Source organism: Actinacidiphila glaucinigra, assembly GCF_035918135.1.
GTDB classification, from domain to species: domain Bacteria; phylum Actinomycetota; class Actinomycetes; order Streptomycetales; family Streptomycetaceae; genus Actinacidiphila; species Actinacidiphila glaucinigra.
Window position 1 is genome coordinate 7,408,417 of sequence record NZ_CP109144.1, and the last position, 22,975, is coordinate 7,431,391.

Annotated in this window: 23 protein-coding genes; 11 read left to right on the plus strand and 12 right to left on the minus strand. The window is 73.2% G+C overall.

Features of this window, described 5'->3' with window-relative positions; all coding sequences use genetic code 11:
• Positions 1 to 131: 131 nt before the first annotated feature.
• The 3 genes from OIE69_RS33390 to OIE69_RS33400 all read right to left on the minus strand — a co-directional run bounded on the left by OIE69_RS33390 (position 132) and on the right by OIE69_RS33400 (position 2,384).
• Positions 132 to 722 carry a TetR/AcrR family transcriptional regulator gene (locus OIE69_RS33390; protein WP_326578105.1) on the minus strand — a complete coding sequence of 197 codons (591 nt, stop codon included), beginning with the start codon at positions 720 to 722 and terminating at the stop codon, positions 132 to 134.
• Positions 723 to 804: 82 nt separating this feature from the next.
• Positions 805 to 1,821, minus strand: coding sequence for an alcohol dehydrogenase catalytic domain-containing protein (locus OIE69_RS33395; protein WP_326578107.1), 1,017 nt, complete (start codon positions 1,819 to 1,821; stop codon positions 805 to 807).
• 383 nt (positions 1,822 to 2,204) lie between these two features.
• Positions 2,205 to 2,384, minus strand: coding sequence for a hypothetical protein (locus OIE69_RS33400; protein WP_326578109.1), 180 nt, complete (start codon positions 2,382 to 2,384; stop codon positions 2,205 to 2,207).
• Positions 2,385 to 2,609: 225 nt separating this feature from the next.
• On the opposite strand from OIE69_RS33400, the gene OIE69_RS33405 reads away from it, so the two are divergent.
• Complete coding sequence (locus tag OIE69_RS33405) at positions 2,610 to 2,843, plus strand: hypothetical protein (protein ID WP_326578111.1); 234 nt, start codon at positions 2,610 to 2,612, stop codon at positions 2,841 to 2,843.
• Positions 2,844 to 2,964: 121 nt separating this feature from the next.
• Positions 2,965 to 4,650, plus strand: a complete 1,686-nt coding sequence (locus OIE69_RS33410) for a cytochrome c biogenesis protein DipZ (RefSeq protein ID WP_326578113.1) — start codon at positions 2,965 to 2,967, stop codon at positions 4,648 to 4,650.
• 353 nt (positions 4,651 to 5,003) lie between these two features.
• Here OIE69_RS33410 and OIE69_RS33415 read toward each other — a convergent pair whose 3' ends face one another.
• Complete coding sequence (locus tag OIE69_RS33415) at positions 5,004 to 6,068, minus strand: alpha/beta fold hydrolase (RefSeq protein WP_326578117.1); 1,065 nt, start codon at positions 6,066 to 6,068, stop codon at positions 5,004 to 5,006.
• Between the two features lie 324 nt (positions 6,069 to 6,392).
• Here OIE69_RS33415 and OIE69_RS33420 point away from each other — a divergent pair, with 324 nt between their 5' ends.
• Positions 6,393 to 7,013 carry an HAD-IA family hydrolase gene (locus tag OIE69_RS33420; protein ID WP_326578119.1) on the plus strand — a complete coding sequence of 207 codons (621 nt, stop codon included), beginning with the start codon at positions 6,393 to 6,395 and terminating at the stop codon, positions 7,011 to 7,013.
• Between the two features lie 52 nt (positions 7,014 to 7,065).
• Here the strand turns inward: OIE69_RS33420 and OIE69_RS33425 are convergent, their stop codons facing one another.
• Positions 7,066 to 8,097, minus strand: coding sequence for an NAD(P)H-dependent flavin oxidoreductase (locus OIE69_RS33425; protein ID WP_326578121.1), 1,032 nt, complete (start codon positions 8,095 to 8,097; stop codon positions 7,066 to 7,068).
• A 236-nt stretch (positions 8,098 to 8,333) separates the two neighbouring features.
• On the opposite strand from OIE69_RS33425, the gene OIE69_RS33430 reads away from it, so the two are divergent.
• The 4 genes from OIE69_RS33430 (at position 8,334) to OIE69_RS33445 (ending at position 11,417) form a co-directional block, all read left to right on the plus strand.
• A complete protein-coding gene (locus tag OIE69_RS33430; protein WP_326578123.1) occupies positions 8,334 to 8,723 on the plus strand; it encodes a YybH family protein in 390 nt (129 codons plus the stop codon).
• Positions 8,724 to 8,925: 202 nt separating this feature from the next.
• Positions 8,926 to 9,228, plus strand: a complete 303-nt coding sequence (locus tag OIE69_RS33435) for a muconolactone Delta-isomerase family protein (protein WP_326578125.1) — start codon at positions 8,926 to 8,928, stop codon at positions 9,226 to 9,228.
• A 113-nt stretch (positions 9,229 to 9,341) separates the two neighbouring features.
• Entirely contained in the window at positions 9,342 to 10,616 is a 1,275-nt protein-coding gene (locus OIE69_RS33440; RefSeq protein ID WP_326578127.1) for a YbfB/YjiJ family MFS transporter, read from the plus strand.
• An 87-nt stretch (positions 10,617 to 10,703) separates the two neighbouring features.
• Positions 10,704 to 11,417, plus strand: a complete 714-nt coding sequence (locus OIE69_RS33445) for an SDR family NAD(P)-dependent oxidoreductase (RefSeq protein ID WP_326578129.1) — start codon at positions 10,704 to 10,706, stop codon at positions 11,415 to 11,417.
• A 96-nt stretch (positions 11,418 to 11,513) separates the two neighbouring features.
• Here the strand turns inward: OIE69_RS33445 and OIE69_RS33450 are convergent, their stop codons facing one another.
• From OIE69_RS33450 to wrbA, 4 genes are all read right to left on the minus strand, one after another.
• Complete coding sequence (locus OIE69_RS33450; RefSeq protein ID WP_326578131.1) at positions 11,514 to 12,227, minus strand: SDR family oxidoreductase; 714 nt, start codon at positions 12,225 to 12,227, stop codon at positions 11,514 to 11,516.
• Between the two features lie 137 nt (positions 12,228 to 12,364).
• Positions 12,365 to 13,246 (minus strand): helix-turn-helix transcriptional regulator, encoded by an 882-nt coding sequence (locus OIE69_RS33455; protein WP_326578133.1) that lies wholly within the window; start codon positions 13,244 to 13,246, stop codon positions 12,365 to 12,367.
• 75 nt (positions 13,247 to 13,321) lie between these two features.
• A complete protein-coding gene (locus tag OIE69_RS33460; RefSeq protein ID WP_326578135.1) occupies positions 13,322 to 13,972 on the minus strand; it encodes a DsbA family oxidoreductase in 651 nt (216 codons plus the stop codon).
• Between the two features lie 117 nt (positions 13,973 to 14,089).
• Complete coding sequence (gene wrbA / locus OIE69_RS33465) at positions 14,090 to 14,698, minus strand: NAD(P)H:quinone oxidoreductase (RefSeq protein WP_326578137.1); 609 nt, start codon at positions 14,696 to 14,698, stop codon at positions 14,090 to 14,092.
• A 174-nt stretch (positions 14,699 to 14,872) separates the two neighbouring features.
• Between wrbA and OIE69_RS33470 the strand changes: the two genes are divergently transcribed.
• The 3 genes from OIE69_RS33470 to OIE69_RS33480 all read left to right on the plus strand — a co-directional run bounded on the left by OIE69_RS33470 (position 14,873) and on the right by OIE69_RS33480 (position 17,200).
• Positions 14,873 to 15,355 (plus strand): MarR family winged helix-turn-helix transcriptional regulator, encoded by a 483-nt coding sequence (locus tag OIE69_RS33470; protein WP_326578139.1) that lies wholly within the window; start codon positions 14,873 to 14,875, stop codon positions 15,353 to 15,355.
• A 192-nt stretch (positions 15,356 to 15,547) separates the two neighbouring features.
• Positions 15,548 to 16,516, plus strand: a complete 969-nt coding sequence (locus OIE69_RS33475; protein ID WP_326578141.1) for an SDR family NAD(P)-dependent oxidoreductase — start codon at positions 15,548 to 15,550, stop codon at positions 16,514 to 16,516.
• 108 nt (positions 16,517 to 16,624) lie between these two features.
• The gene (locus OIE69_RS33480) at positions 16,625 to 17,200 is read left to right on the plus strand and encodes a CGNR zinc finger domain-containing protein (RefSeq protein ID WP_326581493.1); all 576 of its coding nucleotides are present in this window, start codon (positions 16,625 to 16,627) and stop codon (positions 17,198 to 17,200) included.
• 82 nt (positions 17,201 to 17,282) lie between these two features.
• Here OIE69_RS33480 and OIE69_RS33485 read toward each other — a convergent pair whose 3' ends face one another.
• From OIE69_RS33485 to OIE69_RS33495, 3 genes are read right to left on the minus strand one after another with little or no spacing between them, the layout of a single operon-like run.
• Positions 17,283 to 17,975 (minus strand): cytochrome b/b6 domain-containing protein, encoded by a 693-nt coding sequence (locus OIE69_RS33485; RefSeq protein WP_326578143.1) that lies wholly within the window; start codon positions 17,973 to 17,975, stop codon positions 17,283 to 17,285.
• Complete coding sequence (locus tag OIE69_RS33490) at positions 17,917 to 18,651, minus strand: molybdopterin-dependent oxidoreductase (RefSeq protein WP_326578144.1); 735 nt, start codon at positions 18,649 to 18,651, stop codon at positions 17,917 to 17,919. The genes OIE69_RS33485 and OIE69_RS33490 overlap by 59 nt, the downstream gene beginning before the upstream one ends.
• Complete coding sequence (locus OIE69_RS33495) at positions 18,651 to 20,162, minus strand: GMC family oxidoreductase (protein ID WP_455550604.1); 1,512 nt, start codon at positions 20,160 to 20,162, stop codon at positions 18,651 to 18,653. The genes OIE69_RS33490 and OIE69_RS33495 overlap by 1 nt, the downstream gene beginning before the upstream one ends.
• Positions 20,163 to 20,901: 739 nt before the next feature.
• On the opposite strand from OIE69_RS33495, the gene OIE69_RS33500 reads away from it, so the two are divergent.
• Positions 20,902 to 22,851, plus strand: coding sequence for an N-acetylmuramoyl-L-alanine amidase (locus OIE69_RS33500; protein WP_326578148.1), 1,950 nt, complete (start codon positions 20,902 to 20,904; stop codon positions 22,849 to 22,851).
• The last annotated feature ends 124 nt before the right edge of the window (positions 22,852 to 22,975 follow it).

Here is a 22,975-nt window from a genome sequence, read left to right on the forward strand (position 1 = left end):
GTCGTCCGCCTTTCGATCACGTCGTGCAGGCCGGGGCGCGGGATCAGGGCGCGCCCCAGGTGTGGCCCGTGCCCGAACGGCACGGGGAACGCCGGCGGGACGGTGCCCGGGCACCGTCCCGCCGTCACACATCAGGACGTGGCCGGCGGCGGGGTGAGCAGCGTTCCGAAGACCGTGTCGAAGAAGTCCTCGAAGGCCTCGCCCGATCGGCCGGAACGCGCGGCGATCAGCGTTCCCTCCCAGGCGTTGAGCACGAACCGCGCCGTCCGATCGGTGTCGAGGTCCGCCCGCAGGTCGCCGGCCCGCTGCGCCTCGGCGAGCGCGCCGGCGATCAACGAGGCCCACTGGCCGAGGGACGCGCGGACGCCCGCGCGGATCGTCTCGCTGTGGTCGGCGATCTCGGCGCCGAAGTTGCCGAACATGCAGCCCCCGGTGAAGTCCGCGTCCGCGGTCTCGTCGCGCAGGAACTCGAAGTGCGCGCGCAGGCGGGCCAGCGGCGGGGTGCCGGGTTCCGCCAGCTCGTGCGTCCGCCGGCCCGCGCCGTAGCGGTCGAGCGCGACCAGGGCCAGCGACTCCTTGCTGTCGAAGTGGTTGTAGAACGACCCCTTCGGTACGCCGGCCGCGTCCGTGATGTCCTTCACGCCCGCGGCGTTGTACCCCTTCGCGTGGAACTGCGCGACCGCCGCGTCGACGATCGCCTCGCGCATGCTCTGCCGGGCCATGGCGCCACCTCCTCCGCACCGCAATATGGCCGGTCGTCTCCCGCCTGTCAAAAATACACCCGGCAGGGCAGGCCCCGCCGGGTCAGGCCGCGGTGTCCAGCACGACCCGGAAGCGGGCCTTTCCGGACATCATGCGCTCGTAGGCCTCGGGTGCCCGCGACAGGGGCATCATCTCGATCATCGGGCGGATGCCGGAGCGGGAGCTGAACTCGAGGTTGTCCTCGTTCTCGATCGCCGAGCCGGTCAGGCTGCCGGTGATGGTGCGCGGGCCGAAGATCAGGTCGGGCGTGGCGACGGTGAGCGGATCCATGGAGACGCCGACCACGACCATGTGCCCGCGCGCGGCGAGTCCGGGGACCAGCGGGGTCATCGACGGGCCGCTCGCCGCCGTGGCGACGATGGCGTCCGCGCCGCCCAGCTTGCGGAGCTCGGCTCCGGGGTCCTGTGCCGAGCTGTCGATGTAGTGGCTCGCGCCGAGTTCGAGGGCGAGCCTCTCCTTCTCCTGGCCGCGGGCGATGGCTGCCACGCGGTAGCCGAGCCGTGCGGCGTACTGGAGGCCCAGGTGGCCGAGGCCGCCGATGCCCTGGATCGCCACGAGCCCGCCGGGGCGGACGTGCAGCCGGCTCAGGGCGCTGAAGGTCGTGAGGCCGGCGCAGAGCAGCGGGGCCGCGAGGGCGGGGGAGAGCTCGTCCGGCACCCGGACCAGACCGCTGCTGCGGGCGATCAGAACCTCGGCGTAACCGCCGTCGACGGTTGTGCCGGTCTGGGGCTGGTCGGCGCAGTTGACGAAGTCGCCGCGGCGGCAGGGCGTGCACTGGCCGCAGTGACCGCCCAGGAAGCCCACGCCCACCCGGTCGCCGACGCGCCAGGCGCTCACGCCCTCGCCGACGGCGTCGATGACTCCGACGACCTCGTGGCCGGGGACGACCGGCTGCGACGGGTCGGCACGCAGGCCCTCCACGGCGAGCGCGTCGGAGTGGCAGACGCCGCAGCTCTCCACCCTCAGCCGGACGTGCCCGGCGGGCGGGTCGACGATCTCGCGGGTGACGAGTTCGAAGTTGCGGGCGCCTGTGACCTCGAATGCGCGGTACGTGGACATGGTTCTCCTCGACGGGTCGACCGGTGGGGTTGGGGATGGCCGGGCGGGGCGCCACAGCGGCGGCGCCGGCCGCGGCGCAGGCCGCACGCGTCGCGCCGGAGCGACGGGCGGACCTGCGTCGAAAGACCAATATGACCGGTCGTCTCAAATGCGTCAAGCGCCGCCAAGGGCGCCCGGCCGGGCCTCGGGTGTGGCGACGCCGGCCCGCCCCGACGGTGGTCGGGGCGGGCCGGCGAGGCGTATGGGGGGCGGGTGGTCAGACGACCTGGGCGAAGCAGGCGACGCTCACGGCCGCCGCGAGCACCATCAGGGACGCCGCCAGGAGGGGCTTGGGGACACGCACGGGAAACCTCCGTCTCCTCGGCCGGTGGGACCGGCGCGGTTCACAGGCAGTAGCGGACGAGCCACTCGTCGGCGCTGTACACGCGCCGTGCCGGGTCGGGTGCCGTGGCCGGGGTCTCCTGGACCATCTGCTCCGGCCGGATGCGCTCCGGCAGCTTGCCGAACCGGGTCCTGCGCGCCGTCGCGGCGGCATCGGGCGTCTTGTGTTGCGTGGGCGGCATCGCGTCGTCTCCTCCGCGGGCGGGTGTCGTTCCCGTCGACGATGTCTCCCCGGCTGTCACCTGTCAAGGGAGTGATTCGTCTCATGTGTAGCAGGGGTGGTCGGCGTCCGAAGTGGCTTCGTCACCTGTTTGACAGGTGACGAAGGGCTCTGTCACAGTCGCCACCATCCGGACAGGTGATGGATCGGGCCGTGCTCGGTCCGGGACATGCGAGAAAGGCTGATCGTGACCGAGACGAACCACATCGCGGCCGTCACCGCCGCCGGAGAGCGCCGCGACGGCCGGGCGACCGGTCCGGAGCCTTCGCCGGCCGAGGGATCGGCCTCGCGCTTCCCGGGTGTGGTGAAGACCACGGCCGCTCGGCGTGAGGTGCGGGTGCAGGGCGCGGCCGCCCACCCGATCCGCTCCCGCTCCACGGTGCTCGCCGTCCCGGCGACCGCCGGGGCCACCGCCGTCTGAGGCCGTGCCCGCCGCCGCCCACCGAGGCGGCACCGTCCGTCCGCGTCGTGCCGGGGCCCAGGCTCCCGGCGCCCGCCGTTCCCCCCGGGGCCGTTCGTGAGAGCCCCGTCCGGAGGTCGTCTTGCTCACCCTGCTGCTCATCGGGCTGGTCGGCGGATTCGTCACCGCCGTCTCCCCGTGCGTGCTCCCCGTCCTGCCCCTGGTCTTCCTCTCGGGCGGGGTCCCGGCGTCCCGGCAGGGGGCGGAACCGGCGCGCAGGAGCCGGCCGTTCGCGGTGATGGCCGGACTGGTCGTCAGCTTCAGCCTCATCACGCTGTTCGGCACGCTGGTGCTCGGCGCCCTGCCGGTGCCGCCGGACATCCTGCGGTGGGTGGGACTCGGCGTGCTGCTCCTGCTGGGCGTGGCCATGATGTTCCCGGCCGTGCAGGACCTGCTGGAGCGCCCGTTCGCGCGGATCGGGCAGCGGCGCGTCGGGGGCGGCCGCGGCGGGTTCCTGCTGGGACTCGTCCTCGGGACGGTGTACGTGCCCTGCGCCGGTCCCGTGCTCGCCGCGATCGCCGTCGCCGGCGCCACCCACCGGATCGGCCCGGGGACGGTCGTGCTCGCCGTCGCCTTCGCGGTCGGCACCGCGATTCCGCTGCTCTTCTTCGCGCTGGCCGGCCGGAGGGTGGGCGAGCGGGTGCGCGCGTTCCGCGAACGGCAGCGCGGGGTGCGGTTCGCCGCCGGACTGACCTTCGTCGTGCTCGCCTTCGGCCTCACCTTCAACCTCACCGACGTCGTGCAGCGCGCCGTCCCCGACTACACCTCCCGCGTCAACGACGCGATCGCCGGCCCCGCTCTCCCCGGCGGGCACGGATCCTCCGGCTCGCGGGAGTTGCGCTCCTGCGCGGAGGAACCCGAGGCCGTCCTCCTGGACTGCGGTGCGGCGCCGGAGATCTCGGGGATCCAGCAGTGGCTCAACACGCCGGGGAACGCGCCGCTGACGAAGAAGTCACTGGCCGGCAAGGTCGTCCTCGTCGACTTCTGGGCCTACTCCTGCATCAACTGCCAGCGCGCGATCGAGCACGTCGGCGCCTGGTACGAGAACTACCGGTCCGACGGCCTCGTGGTCATCGGCGTGCACACCCCCGAGTACGCCTTCGAGCGCGTCCCCGGCAACGTCGCTGCGGGCGCCCGGCGACTCGGCGTCGACTACCCGGTGGCGCTGGACAACGGCTACGCGACCTGGGACAACTTCGGCAACCAGGCCTGGCCCACCCAGTACCTGATCGACGCCCGCGGCAAGGTCCGGCACGTCGCCGTCGGCGAGGGCGGCTACGGCGGCACCGAGTCGCTGATCCGGCGACTGCTCACCGACGCCCGCCCCGGCGCCGCACTGCCGCCGCCCACGGACGTCCCCGACGACACCCCGACCGACCAGAGGCAGACCCCGGAGATCCCGCTGGGGGCGGGCCGCAGTGCCGCCGTGGTGAACGGACCCGTGACCACGGGCACCGGTGAGTTCGCCCGCCCGGAGGCGCTCCTGCCCGGCCAGGCCGCCCTGACCGGGACCTGGCAGGCCGGCGGGGAAGCGGTCACCAGCGGGCGGAACGCCGGGATCACGCTGGACTTCTTCGCGCGCGACGTCTACCTCGACGTCGGTGGCACCGGAACGGTCACCGCGACCCTGGACGGGCGGACCACCACCCTCCCCGTCTCCGGCGCCCCCGGCATCCGCCGTGTGGTGAGCGGGAGTTCGTCCCGCCAGGGTGTCCTGACGCTGAAGCTCTCGCCAGGGCTCAGCGCCTACTCCTTCACCTTCGGGTGACCGCACGGCCGTCGGCCTGCCGTACCGCCACCGCCCCCGTCCGTGACTCGGCCGGGGGCGGTGGTGCGCGGACGGGGAACGGGTGGCCCGGCGTTCGTCGTACCGCGGGCGTCGCGGCCGGTGCGGTGGGTGGTTCCCTGCCGGCCGGGGCGAAGGCCGGGGCCGACGTGCGCGGCCCCGCGCGAGGGTGTCCGTGCACGGCACGCACACAACGGAACGGGGCGGATCGAGAGCACGGCACCACCACCGGTGCCGTGCTCTCGATCCGCCCCGAACCGGTCCCCGTCACCGGCGGTCAGGTCGTCGCCGGCCCTGTGCCGGCGTGAGGGGAGGCCGACGTCCGCCGGCCCGGCTCAGAAGGAGTCGACGTCGACGACGGCCGCCGTGAACGCCTCCGGTGCCTCCTGGGGCACGTTGTGGCCGATGCCCTTCAGCGTCCGGTGGGCGTACCTGCCCGAGAACTTGGCCCGGTAGGCGGCTCCCTCCCCGGCCGGGGTGAACGGATCGTCCTCGCCGTCGAGGGTGATGGTGGGCACCCCGATCATCGGGCCCGCGGCGAGCCGCCGCTCCAGGCGGTCGTAGCGCGGATCGCCCTTCGCGAGGCCGAGCCGCCAGCGGTAGTTGTGGAGCACGATGGCGACGTAGTCCGGGTTCTCGAAGGACGCCGCGGTGCGGCGGAACGTGGCGTCGTCGAACTCCCACGTGGGGGAGTTGAACTCCCAGACCAGGCGGGCGAGGTCGTGCCGGTTCTCCTCCAGGCCGAGGCGGCCCCGCTCGGTGGCGAAGTAGTACTGGTACCACCACGCCCACTCGGCCTTCGGCGGCAGCGGCTGCTTGTTCGCGTCCCGGTTGGTGATCAGGTAGCCGGTGACGGAGACCAGGGCCTTGCAGCGCTCCGGCCAGACGGCGGCGATGATGTCGGCGGTCCTCGACCCCCAGTCGTAGCCGGCCAGCACGGCCTTCTCGATCCGCAGGGCGTTCATCAGGGCGATGACGTCGAGCGCCACCACCGACTGCTGGGCGTTGCGGAACGCCCGGGGCGACAGGAAGCGCGTCGTGCCGTGGCCGCGCAGGTGCGGGACGATGACGCGGTAGCCCTCGGCCGCCAGCAGGGGCGCGACGTCGACGTAGCTGTGGATGTCGTACGGCCAGCCGTGCAGGAGTATTACCGCGGGGCCGTCGGCGGGGCCGGACTCGGCGTAACCGATGTTCAGGACGCCGGCGTCGACCTGCTTGAGGGCGCCGAGGGAGGTGTACGCACCCCGGACCGGAGCCGTTCCACCCGCGTCCGGCCCCGGCCCCGGCCCGTGCGCCGTCGCCGCCGAAGCGGGCTGTGACGCGAGGCCCGAAAGCCCCGTGAGCGACGCCGCGGCCGCGCCCGCGCCGAAGACCTTGCCGAAGCTCCGCCTGTCGATCATTCCCAACCTTCTTTCACGTTCCGGGGGTTCTCCCGTCGGCAACCCTTGCACGCACAAGCGTCACCGGTCAAGGAGGTGACGCGCGAGAGGTGTGGGTCGCGGAATCGTCCCCGGTCCGGGGAGGGGCGGCCGGTCGGGCCGCGGAAGGAGGTGGCAGGATGACGTCCGGTCGTGTCCCGCGCGTGCCGCCCGCGCGGCCGCCGTTTGCGGGCCGGCCCCCTCGGGCCCCCGTGCGGCAGCGTCGCCGGCGGACGGCCCACCACGCGGCTGCCGCGCCCGCATCGCGGTGGCACGCGTCCTCGTCGCTACCGCTGGAGTTCCGCCATGTCCCACCGCACCGGCCTGATCCTCGACTTCGGCGGTGTCCTCACCACGCCCCTGCTGCCCGCCGTGCTCGCCTTCGAGCGGCGCGAGGGGCTGGCCGAGGGTGCCTGCATCACCGCGCTCTACCTCGACGAGGAGGGCACCCGGCGCACGCACGACCTCGAACGCGGCGCGATCACGCAGGAGGAGTGGAACGCCGCGGCGGCCCGCAGCCTCGGCGTCGCGCCCGACAACCTCATGGGCCGGATCTTCGCCGACCTGCGGCCCGAGACGGCCCTGATCGACGCCGCGGCCGCCGCCCGGCGCGCCGGGGTGCGCGTGGGGATCCTGTCCAACTCCGTCGGCTTCGCGCCGTGGAACCTCTACGAGGGCTACGACCTGGAGGGTTCGTACGACGCGGTGGTCATCTCCGAGCACCACGGGATGCGCAAGCCGGAGCCCGCCATCTTCGAACTGGCGCTGAAGGAGCTCGGTCTGCCCGCCGAGGCCTGCGTGTTCGTGGACGACACCGAGCAGTACCTCGCACCGGCGGCCGAGTTGGGGCTCGCCGGCGTCCACGCCAAGGACCCCGAGGGGACGATCGCGCGGCTGGAGGCCCTGCTCGGGGTCGCTCTGAGCTGACAGTCCGCAGGGGGCGGGCCGGCGTGTGCGGCCCGCCCGTACGCGCCGGGGATCAGATCCCGGACGCCAGCCGCCGCAGGATCCGCTCCGCGGGCTCCTCGGTGGCGTGACGGTGGCCGGTGCCGGCCCACAGGTGGATCCGCTCCTGGTCGCCGGCGGCGGCGGCCGCCCTGCGCATCGGGCCGGTCAGATGGTGCAGGGCCGGGTAGCCGGCCGGTGCCGCGCCGGTGTGGCGGTCGGTGAACTCGTTGCGCAGCGCCCTCGCAGGGCGCCCCGTGAACGCCCGGGTCACCACCGTCCCGGTGCGTGCCGGGTCGGCCAGTGCCGCCCTGTGCGGAGTGGAGGTGCCGGCCTCGTCGGCGCGCATCAGGACGGTGCCGACCATGACCGCGTCGGCTCCGGCCCGCAGCGCACCGGCCACTGCTGCGGGGGTCGCCAGGCCGCCGGCGGCGACGAGCGGCAGGGGTACGGCCGCGCGCACCTCGCCGAGCAGGTTCTCCAGGGGGACGGCCGCCGGTGTGTGCTGCGGGGTGAGGGTGCCGGAGTGGCCGCCCGCGGCGGACGCCTGGACCGCCAGCACGTCGGCGCCCGCCTCCGCGGCCGCCCGGGCCTCCGCGGCCGAGGTGACGGTCTGGACGACCAGGCTGCCCGCGGCGCGCAGCGACGAGACGACCGAGGCCTGCGGGATGCCGAAGGTGAAGCTCACCACCGGCACCGGGTCGGAGAGCAGCAGGGCGACCTTGTCCGCCCAGTGGTCGTCGTCCTCGACGAGCTCCGCGGCCAGTGTGTCGATGCCGTGGATCCCGGCGTCGGGCGCGATGGTACGGGCGTAGCGCCGGAAGGCGTCGGGGTCGACCGGGACGGGATTGGGTGCGAAGAGGTTGACGCCGAAGGGCACCCCCGCGGACCGGACGGCGGCGATCTGCTCGGCCAGCGCGGCGGTGGTGCGGTACCCGCCGGGCACGAAACCCAGACCGCCGGCCCGGGCGGCCGCGGTGACCAGCGCGGGAGTGGTGGGACCGCCGGCCATCGGCGCGGCGAGGACCGGGGTGTCCACCCCGAGTGCGGTCAGTGGCGAGACCATGATGTGAGTGTTCCTCCTGCGGGGCGGCGACGCTTGTTCGCGGGGTGGGCAGGGGTCGGGCGGTGCCGGCCGGGGCTTCTCGCCGGCGTCAGCGGACGGCCCGTGTTTGCCAGTATACGACCGCCCAACTATTTTTATTTGACCGGTCGACTACTATCGATCGTCCCCGATCCGGTCGCCCTCCGCACGCGGGCGGGCGCCGCCCTTCCTACCGTTGAGCACAGAGGAGAACCGACATGAGCCTTGATCCGAAGGACACGACGAACGGCCCGATGCGCGAGGTGGTCGCCCGCTGGAAGGCCGCCTTCGACGGCCACCGGCCGGACGAGATGGCCGCGTTGTTCACCGCCGATGCCCTGTTCCAGGGCTTCGGGCCCGAGGTCACGGCGGGCCGGGACGCGGTGCGCGCCTACTACGAGGCCGTGACGGAGGACCGCTGGGCGGACGTGGGGAAGATCCAGGGCTACCGTATCGGCGACGATGTGGCGGGCGGCTTCGCCGACGTCGTCTTCCGGGGCGCGGAGGGCTGGACGGCCCCCGTGCACCTCTCGCTGGTCCTGCGGCGCGAGGGCGACGGCTGGCTGATCCGCGCCTACCACGTCTCCCGGATCGTCACCGACCACTGAGACCGGACGTCACCCGCCGTGCGGGCGGGGCCCGTTGCGAGGTTGCGCCTCCCAGCAGGGAGGCAACCGGTCGTGGCGCCGCCCCGGCCCGCGGGCGCAGGGTGGGGGTACGCAGGACCGGCACCACGTCACCGGCCCGGGCGGCTGTCCCCCGCCCGCAGAACGTTCCTGCTGTTTTCCATGTTCCAGGAGAGGCAACACCGTGAAGGAGTTCCTGGTCGAGCTGACCACCACCGTTCCCGAGGGCACCGACCCGGCCGAGGTCGACCGGCGTCGCGCGGCCGAGGCCGTCCGGGCCGGGGAACTGGCCGCCGGCGGGCACCTCGTCCGGCTGTGGCGCCCGGTGGGCGAACTGCGCAGCATCGGGCTGTGGCGCGCCGACGACGAGGCCGGGCTGTACGAGAAGGTCCTCGGCACGCTGCCGCTGTGGCCGTGGATGTCCGCGGTCGTCACCGCGGTGCAGTCGCACCCCAATGACCCGGGGAAGGCGGACGCCGGCGCCTGACCGCGCACGCCCCGCCGCACGCGGCACCCACACGGCCCCCCGCCGACCGGACACGGTCCGGTGGGGGGCCGTGGTCCGTCCCGCCCCGGAACCCGCCCGTCGAGGAAGATGTCATGAGCGAATCAATCCAGAGTCCGTCCGTCGCACCCGGCGGCCTCCCGGGCTCGCCCTGGGGCCACGTACTGCGGGCCGCGGCCGCGCTGGCGGCGGCGATGGGGGTCGGGCGCTTCGTCTACACCCCGATCCTCCCCCTGATGCACGCTCAGGCACGCCTGACCGCCGGGGCGGGTGCGCACCTGGCCACCGCCAACTACGTCGGCTACCTCGTCGGCGCGCTGGCCGGGACCTTCCTTCCCCGGCTGACGCGCTCCGCCGCCGTCCTGCGCGGTTCGCTGCTGCTGCTCGTCGTGAGCCTCGCCGCCATGCCGCTCACCCGTGCGACCACGGCGTGGCTGGTGCTGCGACTGGTCGCGGGCGCGGTGAGCGCGACCGTCTTCGTCATCGCCGTCAGCGCGCTCCTCGGGCGGCTGCGCGAGCACCCCGCGCACCTGCCCGGCTGGGGCTTCGGCGGGGTCGGCGCCGGGATCGCCCTGTCCGGTCTGCTCGTCCTCGTCCTGCGCGGCTTCGCCGACTGGCGGGCCGCGTGGTGGGCCTCCGCCGTCCTCGCCGCGCTGCTCTCGGTGCCGGCGTGGACGATGCGGACGGAATCCGCGCCGGCTCCCGCTTCCGCGCCGGCTCCCGCTTCCGCGCCGGCTCCCGGAGGGCGGGGGCGTACGGCGCCGCGCACACACCGCTGGTTCGGCGCCCTGTTCGCGTCGTACACGCTGGAAGGCGTCGGCTACATCATCGCCGGCACCTTCCTGGTCGCGGCGATCGACCAGGGTTCACCCGGCCGGCTCGGCACCGGCGCCTGGGTGCTGGCCGGGGTGGCGGCCGTTCCCTCCGCAGCGCTGTGGGCGGGGCTGGGGCGTCGGTGGTCGCGCCCGGACGTACTGCTCGCCGCGCTGGTCGTGCAGGCCGCCGGGATCGCCCTGCCCGCCCTGGTGGAGGGGCCGGCCGCGGCGCTGGTCTCGGCGTTCCTCTTCGGCGCCACCTTCATCGGCGTGAGCACGGTCGCCCTGGCGGCCGGGACGCATCTGCGGTTCCCGCGCGCGGTCGCCCTGCTGACGGCCGGGTACTCGGTGGGCCAGATCCTCGGCCCGCTGGCCGTGGAGCCCCTGCTGCGCCACGGCTACCGGCAGGCGCTGGTCCTGGCGGCACTCGTCGTCCTGGCCGCCGCCGCGGCGGCGTTCGTGCTGCGCGTCGGGTTCCCGCACCGCATGGACCCGGCGGGTGCCGGGGAGGCGGTCCCCGGCGAGGTCGCGTCCGCCGGTGCTCGGGTTCTTTGACAATTCCCGACCGGTCGTCTACTTTTTGAACGACCGGTCGTCTAGTGTCGGAATCCCAAGAGATCCCCCCACGGAGTAAGGAACACCATGAGCGTTCAGGGTCAGAAGGTCGCGGTCGTCACGGGTGCCTCGCAGGGCATCGGTGCGGGGCTGGTCGAGGCGTACCGGAAGCTGGGCTACGCGGTGGTCGCCACTTCCCGGAACATCGCCGACTCGGGGGACCCGGGAGTGGTGACGGTGCGGGGGGACATCGCAGAGCGGGAGACCGCGGAGCGCGTGATCGCCACGGCGGTGGAGCGCTTCGGCCGGGTGGACACGCTGGTCAACAACGCGGGGATCTTCGTCGCGAAGCCGTTCACCGAGTACACCGAGGAGGAGTACCGCGCGGTGATCGGGGTGAACGTGGACGGCTTCTTCCGCATCACGCAGCTCGCCGTGGAGCGGATGCTGCAGCAGGGCGGCGGGCATGTCGTCCAGATATCCAGCAGCCTGGGTGACCAGGCGGACGCGAAGGTGACGTCGGTGCTGGCGTCGCTCACCAAGGGCGGCCTGCAGGCGGCGACCCGGGCGCTGGCGACCGAGTACGCGACGCAGGGTATCCGCGCCAACGCGGTGGCGCTGGGCACGATCAAGACCCCGATGCACCCGGTGGAGACCCACGAGGTGCTGGCGGGGCTGCACCCGGTGGGGCGGATGGGGGAGATCGACGACATCGTCGAGGCGGTGCTCTACCTGGAGAGGGCGCCGTTCGTGACGGGTGTGACCCTTCCCGTCGACGGCGGCCAGACCGCCGGCCGCTGACCGGCTCGGACGGTCACTGCCCGAGTGAACGGCGAAGGCCCCGGACGGAGACGTCCGGGGCCTTCGCCGTGTCGGGGTGCCATGTCACGTGACGCGTCAGGAGCCGGGGGTGGCGCTCGGGCGCTCGGAGAGCGCGGACTTGGCGCGCCGGGTCTCCTCGTCGGCGAGGACCTCCGGCCGGTCGTGGAGCAGCGCGTCCATGGTCAGCTCCGCCACCGTCGCCGAGCTGATCTTGGGGGCGTCCGTCCAGGAACTCAGCTCGGTGTCCACGAAGCTCGCGTGGACGCCCACCACCAGCGTCCCCTGCGGCTGCAGCGCCTGCCGGAGGGCGTCGGTGAGCGACCACTCCGCCGCCTTGGAGGCCGCGTACCCGGGGATCAGCGGCTGGCCGACCCAGGAGGCCAGCGAGAGCATGTTCACCAGCGCCCCGCCCCCGTTCGTGGCGAGGATCGGGGCGAAGGCGCGGGAAACGGCCCAGGTGCCGAAGTAGTTGACCTCCATCGCCTGGCGCGCGCCGTCGAAGGGGCCGTCCAGCAGATGGGTGCCGGTGCCGCCCGTGCCCGCGTTGTTGATCACGATGCTGACGTCGCCGGCCGCGGCGGCCGCGGCGGCGATCTGCTCGGGCTGGGTGACGTCCAGGCGCAGGGGGACGAGGCAGTCGTCGACCAGGCTCTGGTCGACGAGGCTCTCCGGATCCCGGACGCCCGCGTAGACCCTGGACGCGCCGTGGGTGATGAGTGCGCGCGCGAAGGCGCGGCCGATGCCGCGATTCGCGCCCGTCACCAGGGCGACCGACCCCTTGATGTGCATCGTGCCTCCTTGCTGCGGGCGTGCGCTGCCCGGGCGGCGCCGCGCGGTCGTCGGCGGCCCGGGCGGTGCGGCAGCCCTCGGGGCAGGCGCGGACCGGCCTGCGGGGCCAGGTTAACAGCTGACTTCAAGTGTGAAAGTCAGATGGTCCGGCCGGTGGGGCCGGTGGCCTCGGCCCACTCGGCGAGCTTCCGCAGGGCCCGCTCGGAGGCGGTCGCGGGCTCCGCGGTGTAGACGCCGAGGATCTGGTCCGGATCGCCGGTGACGGCCAGCGCCTCGTACTGCAGGGTGAGTTCACCGACCACCGGATGGTGGAAGTGCTTGACCCCGTACGTACGGCGCCTGATGTCGTGGTCGTCCCACCACGCCCGGAAGTCGTCGTCGAGAGCGGACAGTTCGCCGACGAGTTCGGCGAGCCGGGAGTCGTGGGGGTGCTTGCCGGCGTAGAGGCGGAGCGCGGCGACGGAGGTGCGCGCCACGCCCTCCCAGTCGTCGTAGAGGGTGCGGGCGGCCTCGTCCAGGAAGATGAAGCAGGCCATGTTCCGCTCCCGCTGGGGGAGCGCGTCGAAGTCGGTGTAGAGCGCGCGGGCGAGCCGGTTGGCCGCCAGGACGTCGGTGCGGCGCCCCACGACCACCGCGGGCACGTCGGTCATCGTCTCCAGGAGGCGGTGCACGGCGGGACGCACCCGCTGCGGCGCCGGCGGACGGGTCGCCGGACGTCCGGGCCTGGCCAGGGCGAACAGATGGTCCCGCTCGTCGTCGGTCAGGCACAGGGCGCGGGCGAGGGCGGCGAGGACGGTCCCGGACGCGTTGACGTGGTGCCCGCGCTCCAGGCGCACGTAGTAGTCCACGCTGACGCCGGCCAGCTGGGCGATCTCCTCACGGCGCAGCCCGGGCACCCGCCGGGCGGTCGGCTTGGGGGCCAGGCCGGCCCGCTCCGGGGAGATCCTCGCGCGGCGTGAGCGCAGGAAGTCCCCCAGAGCGGTGTTCCGGGTGCCGGCCCCGGTCGTGTGCGCGTCCATCTCCTTCACGCTACGACGCCCGCCACCGGAGAACGAGCCGTAGACGGGTACTGCCGGACCCCCCCGGGCCGGGCGTCAGGGCCGGGCCGCGGCGTGGTTCTCCCACGCCTGCGCCAGGGCGCGGGTCAGCATCTCGGCGGACTGCAGCCCGGTCACGCCGTACTTCCGGTCCAGTACGAAGAACGGGACCCCGCCGGCGCCGAGCTCCGCGGCCAGCCGCTCGTCGGCCCGGACCTCGCCGGCGTACGCGTCGGGGTCCGCGAGGACGGCGTCCGCCTCCGCCCGGTCCAGTCCCGCCTCGACCGCCAGGTCCAGCTGGGTCTCCCGGTCGTAGACGGAGCGCTCGTCCGCGAAGTTCACCCGGAAGGCGATGTCGAGGAACTCCTGCTGGACGCCGCGCTCCTTGGCCAGGTGCGCCAGACGGTGGACGTCGAAGGTGTTGCCGTACACGCGGCCGCCGATCCGGAAGCCCAGGCCCTCGGCGCCGGCCTCGGCGGCGGCGTGCTCCTCCCGGGCGACCTGCTGCTCGCGGGTGCGGCCGTACTGCGCGGCCACGGCGTCGATGATCGGTGTCGAGCCGTTCCGGGCGTCCGGGTTGAGCTCGAACGAGCGGTGCAGCACCTCGACGCTCTCCCGGTGCTCGAAGCCGGCGAGGGCCCGCTCGAAGCGTGCTCGGCCGACGTAGCACCAGGGGCAGGCGATGTCGGTCCAGATCTCGACGCGCATGTCTCAGGATCTCCCTGTTCGTGGGTTCGGTGGGGGTGTGGGGGCGGCGCCGCGCGGCCCCCGGTGACGGGGTGGTGGGGCCGCGCGGCGCCGCTGCCGATGGGGTGCCGGGACGGGTCAGGCGGCCTTGAGCTGCGCGGCGACCCGGACGACCCGCTCGGCCTGGACGCGGGCCGCGGTGCGGGTGACCTCGTCCACGGGGTTGTTGCCCTGGCCGTCCACGTGGGAGGTGCCGTAGGGGTTGCCGTCGATGAACTTGGACGGCTGGGTGAAGCCCGGGGTGACCGTGATCCCGCCGAAGTGGTGGATCGAGGTGTAGAGGGACAGCAGCGTGGCCTCCTGGCCCGCGTGCGAGGTGGCGCTGGAGACGAAGCCGCTGAAGACCTTGTCGATCAGCTTGCCCTCGGCCCACAGCCCGCCCAGCGTGTCGATGAACTGCTTCAGCTGCGCCGAGACGTTGCCGAAGCGGGTGGGCGTGCCGAGGATGACGGCGTCGGCCCACTCGATGTCCTCGGGCGTGGCGTGCGGGACGTGCGCGGTGGCCGCGTGGTGGGCGGCCCAGGCCGGGTTGGTGTCGATGGCGGCCTGCGGGGCGAGCTCGGCGGTCTTGACCAGGCGGACCTCGGCGCCGGCCTTGACAGCGGCGTCGTGCAGTTCCTTGGCGATCTCGGTGATGGTGCCGGTCGACGAGTAGTAGACGATGGCGAGCTTGACGGGGGTGGCCACAGGAGGCGCTCCGTTCCTTGTGTTTCGTTGCCAGGGGGGTGAGCGAACCGGAACTAACTGACCGGTCGCCTATTCGAAGCTAGACGACCGGTCGACAACTGTCAAAGGCACATGCCCGCACCGGAATGGCGATCATCGGGTCTCATTGACCGGTCAAGGAGCTAAAGTGGGGTGATGGCCTCCACGAAGCAGCAGTCGCAGCCTCTCAGCGCGAGTGAGGAAGCGTTCGTGCGCGCGCTGAGCCGGGTGCTCCTGGAGCTCCCGCGTGCCGTCGACGCCGACATGGTCGAGGGGGCCGGGCTGCCGCTCTCCGAGTACACGCCGCTGATGTACCTGTCGGAGACCCCCGGGCGCGGGATGCGGATGAGCGAACTCGCCGCCGTCTGCAGTCTCTCCCTCAGCGGGATGACCCGCGTCGTCATCCGGCTGGAGAAGCACGGCTGGGTGGAACGGGTCAAGTGCGCCGAGGACGGCCGCGGTTGGAACGCCGTGCTGACGGACGCCGGGCTCGAACGCCTGGAGCAGGCGTGGCCGACGCACCTCGCCAGCGTGCGGCGCCACCTCGTCGACCACTTCGGCGACCAGGACCTCGCCGGGCTGACCCTCGCGCTGCAGCGCGTGGCGAGCGACCAGGGCGACCAGGGCGACCACGCCTGATCCCGGCCGCCCCGGGCCGGGGTGACCGGCGTCCCCCGCGACGCCCGCCGGGCCCGGCCCGGGAGGTACTACCGGACCCCTGTTGCGCGGGGCCTGCTCCGACCCGCCTGACCTGTGCTGAACGGTGTTTGCCTGGAGAGCGGACACCCATTCCCCGCTCCGCGGTACGGAGCGCACAGTAAGGCGGACAGCATGACCGAGCACGCACGTGTCACCACCCCGTTCGGAGCGCGGACCACCGCGGCGGAGGTCGTCGCCGGCGTGGACCTCGCCGGGCGGCGGGCCGTCGTCACCGGCGGCTCCTCGGGCATCGGCGTGGAGACGGCACGCGCCCTCGCCGCCGCGGGAGCCGAGGTCACCCTCGCCGTACGCGACACCGCCGCCGGCGCGCGGACGGCCGAGGGCATCACCGCCACCACCGGCAACGAACGGGTCCTGACGGCACCGCTCGACCTGTCCGACCGGGCGTCGATCGCCGCCTTCGTGGCCGCGTGGGAAGGGCCGCTGCACATCCTCGTCGACAACGCGGGCGTCATGGCGTCCCCCGAGACCCGCACCCCCGAGGGGTGGGAGCTGCAGTTCGCCACCAACCACCTCGGCCACTTCGCGCTGACCACCGGCCTGCACCCGGCGCTCCGCGCCGCCGGCGACGCACGCGTCGTCGTGGTCGGCTCGGTGGGTCACGTCAACGGCGACGTCCTCTTCGACGACGTCAACTTCGAGCACCGGCCATATGACGCCTGGGCCGCCTACAGCCAGTCCAAGACCGCCAACGTGCTGTTCGCGGTGGAGGCCGCCGCGCGCTGGGCGGGCGACGGCGTCAGCGTCAACGCCCTCAACCCCGGCCGGATCGCCGAGACCAACCTCGCCCGGCACATCGCGTCGGCGCTCGACGCCCCCGCGTCCTTCGAGCCGGGCAGGAGTGACGGGGTGTCGGTGAAGAACGTCGAGCAGGGCGCCGCCACGTCGGTGCTGCTCGCGGCGTCCCCCCTGGTCGCGGGGGTCACCGGCCGGTACTTCGAGGACTGCGCCGAGGCCGCCCCGTACCGGCCGGGGCTGCGCCGCGGGGTGGCCGCCCACGCCCTGGACCCGCGGAGCGCGGCACGCCTGTGGCGGCTCTCCCTCGACATGCTCGCCGCCGCGCCCGCGATCACCTCCTGACCGGAGCCGTCGGGTCGCCGCCGCGCGGCCGCCGTCCGCGGGAAAGGTGTGCCGACGTCGGGCGCGGGTCTTGCCCTCTTGTTCGTCACCTGTCAAAATGGTGACATGATGCATGTGTTCAAGTGCGGTCTGCCCGTGCTGGACTTCGTGGGAACCCTGAGGCGCCGACGCAACCCGGACCCCCAGGAGATGCTCACCACACCGGGGAGCCTCGACGCCTGGTTCCGCGAGTCGGGGCTCGTCGACGCGGACGTGCTCTCGCAGCCGTCCGACGTGGAGCGGGCGGTCTCCCTCCGTGAGGCGATCTTCTCGCTCGTCAGGTCCGCCCTGAACAGGGAGGGTTACGACGCCGGCGCGCTCGCGCTCCTCAACGCGACGGCCCGCGGGCCGTCCGCCGTCCCGCAGCTCACCAGGGAGGGGCGGAGGGTCGAGGCCACACCGCAGCAGGCGTTGTCCTCGCTGGCCCGCGAGGCCGTACGGCTCCTGAGCGGCCCGGACGCGGAGCTGGTCAAGGAGTGCAGCAGGCCGGAGTGCACGCAGATCTACCTCGACCGCTCGCACGGCAGCCGCCGCGAGTGGTGCGCCATGGACCCCTGCGGCAACCGCGTGAAGGCGGCGGCGTACCGCGCGCGCAAGAAGGCGGCCACGCCTCCCCTGGCCGCGTCCGCCGCGCGGGGCGAGTAGCCGTACGACGCGCCCGGGTGGCCGGGCCCCGTCCTGCGGGGCCCGGCCACCCGGGTGTGCGCGTGTGTGCCGCGGGAGCGGTTCAGAGCTCCCGTGTGTCCTTCGTCGCCGGGCGGTCCTCCGCCAGCCAGTGGGTGTGTGACCTCCTGGCCCAGCTCAGGGACACGTACCCCGTGCGCATCCCGAGACGGGCCTCGGGGTCCTGGAACGCCTTGCGCATGTGCCCGATCACCACCAGGGCGATCGCCCAGGCCAGGACGTCGTGCACGAAGATGGCGCTGGTGCGGGAGACCGCCGGAAGCAGACCGGTGAACCACATCAGCAGCCCGGTGGCCGTCATGACCAGCACGGCCCCGGCGAGCCAGCCCGCGTAGAGCTTCTGACCGGCGTTGAACTTGCCGGCGGGACGCAGGTCCGGCGCGGTCAGGCGTTTGCGCGCGGCCCGCAGCCAGCGCTTGTCGTACGCGGCGAACCGGTTCAGCCTGCGCAGGTCGGCGCGGAAGGCCGGCGAGACGAGCCCGAGCAGGAGGGGCAGCGGCAGCAGGATCCCCGACCACTCGTGGACCGTCGCGACCAGATGGCGCCGCCCGACGAGCTGGGCCAGCGGCCCCAGGTAGAGGCAGGCCGCGGTCGTCAGGCACAGCAGCATCAGCAGACCGGTGGTGCGGTGCACCCAGCGCTCGGCCGGGGTGAACCGCAGCACGCGCGCGGAGCGCTCAGGCTGCCTGCGCGTCGCCACGCCGGTCGGCCCCGTCGAGCCAGCCGTCGACGTCATAGCCGTACTCCTCCCAGTAGCCGGGGATGACCTCGTCGGTCACGGTGATTCCGGACAGCCACTTGGCCGACTTGTAGAAGTACATCGGCGCGGCGTACAGCCGGACGGGGCCGCCGTGCTCGTGGCTGACGGGCTTGTCCTGCATCTTCAGCGCGACCAGCATGTCGGGGCGGCGGGCCTGGTCGAGGGTCAGGCTCTCGGTGTAGACGCCGTCGAAGCAGGTGAAGTGGATCGCCTTGCCCTCGGGGCGCACCCCCGCGGCGTCCAGCAGGTCGGAGAGCAGGACACCCTCGAAGGGGGTGTCCGCCACCCGCCAGCCGTCGGTGCACAGCACGTCGCGCACGAGCCGCTTCTGCGGGAGCGCGCGGAGGTCGTCGAGCGTGTACGTGCGCGGACGGTCGACCAGACCGTTGACCTTCAGCCGGTAGGTCCGCGCGTCCTTGCGCGGCACCGAGCCGACGACGCTGTAGTAGCGGAAGCCCCCCGGGTTGGGCAGGACCCCGGTGAGCCCGGTGGGGTCGGCCTGCGAGGCGGCGCCGAGGAAGTTCTCCCAGCCGCGCTGCAGCCAGGGCGCCGCGGCGACGCCGGCGACGCCGGCACCGAGCATGCCGAGCATGGCGCGGCGCGCCACGGGGGCCCCGCGCTCCGGCAGGTTCTCCTGGTCGGCCACGGTCATCACGCACCCTTCCGCGAGACGAACTCGGCGGCCCGCTCGGCGATGGCATAGACCGTCGCGTTGGTGTTCCCCGAGACGATCGACGGCATCACCGAGGCGTCGGCGACGCGCAGCCCCTCGATGCCGCGGACCCTCAGCTCCGCGTCGACCACGGCGTCCTCGTCGGTCCCGATCCGGCACGTGCCGACGGGGTGGAAGTAGGACGCCAGCCCCTTGTGGAGGTAGGCGGCGATCGCCGCGTCGTCGTCGACGCCCGGGCCGGGCAGGACCTCCTCGCCGCGCCAGCCGTCGAGCGCCCTGGCCCGGCCGATCTCGCGGGCCGCGCGGATGCCGGCGACCATGGCCCGCAGATCGCGCGGGTCGCTGTAGTACCGCGGGTCGATCACCGGGGCGGTGTCCGGCGAGGACGACGCGAGCCGTACCGTGCCACGGCTGTGCGGGCGCATCAGCGAGACGCGGATCGTGTACCCCTCGCTCGGCCCCGCGAGGGCGCGCGAGTGGCTGGGGACGTCGACGAAGATGATCTGCAGATCGGGGGCATCGGCCGAGGACGTGCTGCGCAGCAGGCCCAGGGCCTCGCCGTGGTTGTTCCGAGCGGCGGGGACCGGGCGGGCGGCGGAGTGGACCACGCCGGCCATCACATGGTCCTGCAGGCCGCTGCCGACGCCGGGCAGGTCGTGGACGACCTCGACGCCGGTCTCCCGCAGGTGCCGCCGGGGGCCGATGCCCGAGAGCATGAGCAGGTGCGGGGTGCCGATGGCGCCGGCCGCGAGGATCACCTCGCGCGTGGCGCGGGCGGTGACCTCCTCTCCCCGGAGGGTGTACGCCACCCCGGTGCAGCGGTCGCCGTCGAGCAGGACGCGGTGGACGAGCGCACCGGTCGCCACGCGCAGACCGTCCCGTCCGGACGCGGGGGTGAGGTAGGCGTCGGCGGCGCTCTGGCGCCGGCCGTCGACGATGTTCAGGTCCGGCCGGCCGAAACCCTCCTCCAGTCCGGAGCTGATGTCGGCCGCCCTGGGGTGGCCCGCCTCCGCGGCCGCTTCCAGACACGCTTCCAGCACCGGGTTCGGCTCTCGGGCGGGGGCCACGGTCAGTGGTCCGTGCTGCCCGCGCGTACGGGGGTCGCGGCCCTCGGCGCGCTCGCTGCGCATGAGATACGGCAGGAGGGTGTCGAAGTCCCAGCCTTGCGCGCCTCCGGCCGCCCACGCGTCGTAGGAGCTGCGGTGCCCGCGGGTGAAGACCATGGCGTTGATCGCCGACGAGCCGCCCAGACCCCGGCCCCGCGCGAGGGCGACGGGCGTCCCGGTGGGTGCCTGCCCGGTCGTGCGGTCGCCCCAGTCCGACGACGTGCCCAGCAACCGGGGCCACGCGGGGGGAAGCGGCATCGCCTCGGGCACCTCGGAACCGCCGGCCTCCAGCAGCAGGACGCGGGCGCCGCCGTCCTCGGACAGGCGCGCGGCCAGCACGCTGCCGGCCGTTCCCGCGCCCACCACGACGTAGTCGTATTCCACAGCCTGGCTCACGCAGCCTCTCCTGTTCCGGCGACGCGATGACCGTCTCGTCACCCATTGAAGTGGTGATGACTTTTGCACAGCAAAAAGTCACCTGTCAAGGTGGTGATGAATTCCAAGGGGTGGACTGATGTTCCGTGTGGGGATGGGGAATGTCCGGGTTGGGATCGGTATGCTCCCACACTTACTTGCATAGTGCATCGCTTCCCTGATCTACTCCTTGACGCAGCAAGCGTAATTGGCCGGGGTCTGCGGTTCTCGTGTGCACGCCCGTCAGGACAAGAAGAGGGATCTTCGTGAGCTTCCACCGTCGGGGCGGTGACGCACCGGGACGTCGTGCGACTGCGATGTGCCGGCCGAATTCTTCCGCCGATGCGGCCTGTGCCCTTCCTTCCCTTTCGTCTTCCCTTCGCGGGGGCGGGCGTTGTGGTGGGCTCTCGGAATTCGGCTGGTGAAGCCCCGTGCCTTTCCCGTTCGCCGTCCGGTCGGTCCGGCCGACTGCCGGCGTGGGGATGCCCACGCGCCGGCGGCTGCCGCGTCGGGGCCGGTAAGCGCCGGTGCCGACGCCCGGCACGGAATTCCACGGCGAACCGGTCGGCATGGCTCGATAGTGACGGCGCCTCGGCTCCGCGGGGAGTGGCGTGAGTAGAATCCGCGAGCCTTCCATGGACCGACGGTGCGTCACATCGCAGTGCGGTCAGGTGAATTGGCACCATTCGTTCAAGATTTGGGATCGTTGATGACTTCAGAAACATCCAACCGCCGGCATGCCAGGCGGCGCAGGCCCGGCCTGCTGGCGGCGGCCGGCGCGCTGGTGGTCGCGGGTTCGGTGGCGGTGCCGCTGACGGCGCAGGCCACCGGTGCCGCGCCGGCGGACACCGCCCGGCAGCGTGACTTCGCCGCGGCGGCCGAGGAGTACCACGTGCCGGAGCAGCTGCTGCTGGCCGTGGCGTATCAGGAGTCGGCGTGGGACGGGCACGGCGGCAGGCACAGCGCCGGCGGTGGCTTCGGCCCGATGCACCTGACCGACGTCACCGAGGAGATGGTGTCCGGCGGTGACGCCGGAGCGGTCGGCCGCAGCGACATCGCGTCGTTCGTCGCCGACCCGGCGCTGCACACCCTGCAGGCGGCGGCGGAGCTGACCGGTCTGTCCGCGCGGGAGCTGCGCGGCGATGCCGCGGCCAACATCCGCGGCGGTGCGGCGCTGCTGGCGTCGTACCAGAAGGCCACGGGCGGTTCGGCCTCCGCCGAGCCCGGTGACTGGTACGGGGCGGTCGCCCGGTACAGCCAGGCCTCGCAAGCGCAGGGTGCCAAGGCGTTCGCGAACCGTGTCTTCGCCACCCTGGCCAAGGGCGCCGGCCGTACCACCGCGGACGGGCAGCGGGTCACCCTGGCTGCGATGCCGCAGGTCAAGCCCGCCACGGACCAGCTGGCGAAGCTGCGCCTGAAGGCCGCGGCGACCGCGGACACCGAGTGCCCGGCCACCGTGGACTGCACCTTTGTGCCGGCGGCGTCGAGCAACGGCCAGGTCTCCAGCCGGCCCGGCAACGGGATCCGGATCGACTCGATCGTCATCCACGACATCGAGGGCTCGTACGAGTCCGCCATCGCCACCTTCCAGACCCCGGGCAGCTCGACCGCCTCGCACTATGTGATGCGGTCCTCGGACGGCGCGGTGACGCAGATGATGCCCACCAAGGACATCGCCTTCCACGCGGGCAACTACTCCACCAACATGCACTCCATCGGCATCGAGCACGAGGGCTTCGCCGCCCACGGCGCCGACTGGTACACCGAGGCGCAGTACGAGGCCACCGCCGAGCTGGTGAAGTACCTGGCCGAGCGCTTCGACATCCCCCTGGACCGGCAGCACATCGTCGGCCACGACAACGTTGTCGGCCCGTCGTCGGCGACCGTGTCCGGCATGCACTGGGACCCGGCCGACGGCTGGAACTGGGAGCACTTCATGGCTCTCGTCGGTGCGCCCGCCGAGGGCAGGCACGGGGTCGGTGACATCGGTTCGGTGGTGACCATCGCCCCCGGGTTCGAGCGGAACCAGCAGACCGTCGAGGTCTGCCCGAGCGACGACCCGACCGGTGCCACCCCCGAGTGCACCAAGGTGACGCACGCGTCGAACTCCGTGTTCGTGCGGACCGCCCCCAGCGACACCGCGCCCCTCTTCGGGGACCAGGCGATCCACTCCGGTGGCAACGGCACCGACCGGATCAACGACTGGGGCAACACCGTCCAGGCCGGCCAGCAGTTCGTGGTCGCCGGCAAGGAGGGCCCCTGGACCGCGATCTGGTTCAGCGGCAGCAAGGTGTGGTTCCACAACCCGCTCGGCGCCAACACCATCCCGGCGCGCGGCGGTTACACCCTCATCAAGGCCGGCGTGACGCCCGCCACGCCGCCCGCCAAGGTGTACGGGACCAGCTACCCGGACGCCGCGGAGTACCCGGCCGGCTACGGCGCCTCCACCCAGGCACCGCTGAACATGTACAGCATCCCGTCCGGTCAGGCCTACGTCGCCACCGCGGCGCCGGCCCTGACCGACGACTACTTCAAGGCCGACGGCAAGGTCGTCTTCGGCGCCAAGAAGATGTACACGATCCAGTACAACCACCGCACCGCGCTGGTGTACGCGAACGACGTCATCGCCACGCAGCGCCCCGCGCACAACGGTCGCTGACGTCTGTACGACGCCTGAGGGTGGGGCCCGTGAGCCACGGCTTCCGGGCCCCACCCGCGTCCGGGCCCCCGCCCCTTCCCGCCTTTCGCCCGCGCCGGCCCGGCTCGGGCGGGCATTGCGGTGA

What these genes read in the sequence shown, in the direction of transcription:
- OIE69_RS33390 (WP_326578105.1), bottom strand. Translation starts at nt 722, where the DNA reads ATGGCCCGGCAGAGCATGCGCGAGGCGATCGTCGACGCGGCGGTCGCG.
- OIE69_RS33395 (WP_326578107.1), bottom strand. Translation starts at nt 1,821, where the DNA reads ATGTCCACGTACCGCGCATTCGAGGTCACAGGCGCCCGCAACTTCGAA.
- OIE69_RS33400 (WP_326578109.1), bottom strand. Translation starts at nt 2,384, where the DNA reads ATGCCGCCCACGCAACACAAGACGCCCGATGCCGCCGCGACGGCGCGC.
- OIE69_RS33415 (WP_326578117.1), bottom strand. Translation starts at nt 6,068, where the DNA reads ATGATCGACAGGCGGAGCTTCGGCAAGGTCTTCGGCGCGGGCGCGGCC.
- OIE69_RS33420 (WP_326578119.1), top strand. Translation starts at nt 6,393, where the DNA reads ATGTCCCACCGCACCGGCCTGATCCTCGACTTCGGCGGTGTCCTCACC.
- OIE69_RS33425 (WP_326578121.1), bottom strand. Translation starts at nt 8,097, where the DNA reads ATGGTCTCGCCACTGACCGCACTCGGGGTGGACACCCCGGTCCTCGCC.
- OIE69_RS33430 (WP_326578123.1), top strand. Translation starts at nt 8,334, where the DNA reads ATGAGCCTTGATCCGAAGGACACGACGAACGGCCCGATGCGCGAGGTG.
- OIE69_RS33440 (WP_326578127.1), top strand. Translation starts at nt 9,342, where the DNA reads ATGAGCGAATCAATCCAGAGTCCGTCCGTCGCACCCGGCGGCCTCCCG.
- OIE69_RS33445 (WP_326578129.1), top strand. Translation starts at nt 10,704, where the DNA reads ATGAGCGTTCAGGGTCAGAAGGTCGCGGTCGTCACGGGTGCCTCGCAG.
- OIE69_RS33450 (WP_326578131.1), bottom strand. Translation starts at nt 12,227, where the DNA reads ATGCACATCAAGGGGTCGGTCGCCCTGGTGACGGGCGCGAATCGCGGC.
- OIE69_RS33455 (WP_326578133.1), bottom strand. Translation starts at nt 13,246, where the DNA reads ATGGACGCGCACACGACCGGGGCCGGCACCCGGAACACCGCTCTGGGG.
- OIE69_RS33460 (WP_326578135.1), bottom strand. Translation starts at nt 13,972, where the DNA reads ATGCGCGTCGAGATCTGGACCGACATCGCCTGCCCCTGGTGCTACGTC.
- OIE69_RS33470 (WP_326578139.1), top strand. Translation starts at nt 14,873, where the DNA reads ATGGCCTCCACGAAGCAGCAGTCGCAGCCTCTCAGCGCGAGTGAGGAA.
- OIE69_RS33475 (WP_326578141.1), top strand. Translation starts at nt 15,548, where the DNA reads ATGACCGAGCACGCACGTGTCACCACCCCGTTCGGAGCGCGGACCACC.
- OIE69_RS33480 (WP_326581493.1), top strand. Translation starts at nt 16,625, where the DNA reads ATGCATGTGTTCAAGTGCGGTCTGCCCGTGCTGGACTTCGTGGGAACC.
- OIE69_RS33485 (WP_326578143.1), bottom strand. Translation starts at nt 17,975, where the DNA reads ATGACGTCGACGGCTGGCTCGACGGGGCCGACCGGCGTGGCGACGCGC.
- OIE69_RS33490 (WP_326578144.1), bottom strand. Translation starts at nt 18,651, where the DNA reads ATGACCGTGGCCGACCAGGAGAACCTGCCGGAGCGCGGGGCCCCCGTG.
- OIE69_RS33500 (WP_326578148.1), top strand. Translation starts at nt 20,902, where the DNA reads ATGACTTCAGAAACATCCAACCGCCGGCATGCCAGGCGGCGCAGGCCC.